The sequence below is a fragment of the Vibrio sp. G-C-1 genome (assembly GCF_021728015.1).
Classification (GTDB): domain Bacteria; phylum Pseudomonadota; class Gammaproteobacteria; order Enterobacterales; family Vibrionaceae; genus Vibrio; species Vibrio splendidus.
In genome coordinates, this window is record NZ_JAKKCR010000036.1 from 1 (window position 1) to 1,575 (window position 1,575).

The following is a 1,575-nucleotide window of genomic DNA, read 5'->3' on the forward strand; positions in this document are numbered from 1 at the left end:
TATCTTCGTATAAGGAGGTGATCCAGCCCCAGGTTCCCCTAGGGCTACCTTGTTACGACTTCACCCCAGTCATGAACCACAAAGTGGTGAGCGTCCTCCCCGAAAGGTTAAACTACCCACTTCTTTTGCAGCCCACTCCCATGGTGTGACGGGCGGTGTGTACAAGGCCCGGGAACGTATTCACCGTGACATTCTGATTCACGATTACTAGCGATTCCGACTTCATGGAGTCGAGTTGCAGACTCCAATCCGGACTACGACGCACTTTTTGGGATTCGCTCACTATCGCTAGCTTGCTGCCCTCTGTATGCGCCATTGTAGCACGTGTGTAGCCCTACTCGTAAGGGCCATGATGACTTGACGTCGTCCCCACCTTCCTCCGGTTTATCACCGGCAGTCTCCCTGGAGTTCCCGACATTACTCGCTGGCAAACAAGGATAAGGGTTGCGCTCGTTGCGGGACTTAACCCAACATTTCACAACACGAGCTGACGACAGCCATGCAGCACCTGTCTCAGAGTTCCCGAAGGCACACCTGCGTCTCCGCTGGCTTCTCTGGATGTCAAGAGTAGGTAAGGTTCTTCGCGTTGCATCGAATTAAACCACATGCTCCACCGCTTGTGCGGGCCCCCGTCAATTCATTTGAGTTTTAATCTTGCGACCGTACTCCCCAGGCGGTCTACTTAACGCGTTAGCTCCGAAAGCCACGGCTCAAGGCCACAACCTCCAAGTAGACATCGTTTACGGCGTGGACTACCAGGGTATCTAATCCTGTTTGCTCCCCACGCTTTCGCATCTGAGTGTCAGTGTCTGTCCAGGGGGCCGCCTTCGCCACTGGTATTCCTTCAGATCTCTACGCATTTCACCGCTACACCTGAAATTCTACCCCCCTCTACAGCACTCTAGTTCACCAGTTTCAAATGCAGTTCCGAGGTTGAGCCCCGGGCTTTCACATCTGACTTAATGAACCACCTGCATGCGCTTTACGCCCAGTAATTCCGATTAACGCTCGCACCCTCCGTATTACCGCGGCTGCTGGCACGGAGTTAGCCGGTGCTTCTTCTGTTGCTAACGTCAAGAGATAACGCTATTAACGTTACCCCCTTCCTCACAACTGAAAGTACTTTACAACCCGAAGGCCTTCTTCATACACGCGGCATGGCTGCATCAGGCTTTCGCCCATTGTGCAATATTCCCCACTGCTGCCTCCCGTAGGAGTCTGGACCGTGTCTCAGTTCCAGTGTGGCTGATCATCCTCTCAGACCAGCTAGGGATCGTCGCCTTGGTGAGCCATTACCTCACCAACTAGCTAATCCCACCTAGGCATATCTTGACGCGAGAGGTCCGAAGATCCCCCTCTTTGGCCCGTAGGCATTATGCGGTATTAGCCATCGTTTCCAATGGTTATCCCCCACATCAAGGCAATTTCCTAGGCATTACTCACCCGTCCGCCGCTCGACGCCCATTAACGCACCCGAAGGATTGTTAGTGTCGTTTCCGCTCGACTTGCATGTGTTAGGCCTGCCGCCAGCGTTCAATCTGAGCCATGATCAAACTCTTCAATTTAAGATTTTGT

General features: G+C 53.1%; 1 rRNA gene. It reads right to left on the reverse strand.

Features of this window, described 5'->3' with window-relative positions:
• Positions 1-10: 10 nt before the first annotated feature.
• Positions 11-1,565: ribosomal RNA gene (locus L3V36_RS23780) — 16S ribosomal RNA — on the reverse strand.
• Between the last annotated feature and the right edge of the window lie 10 nt (positions 1,566-1,575).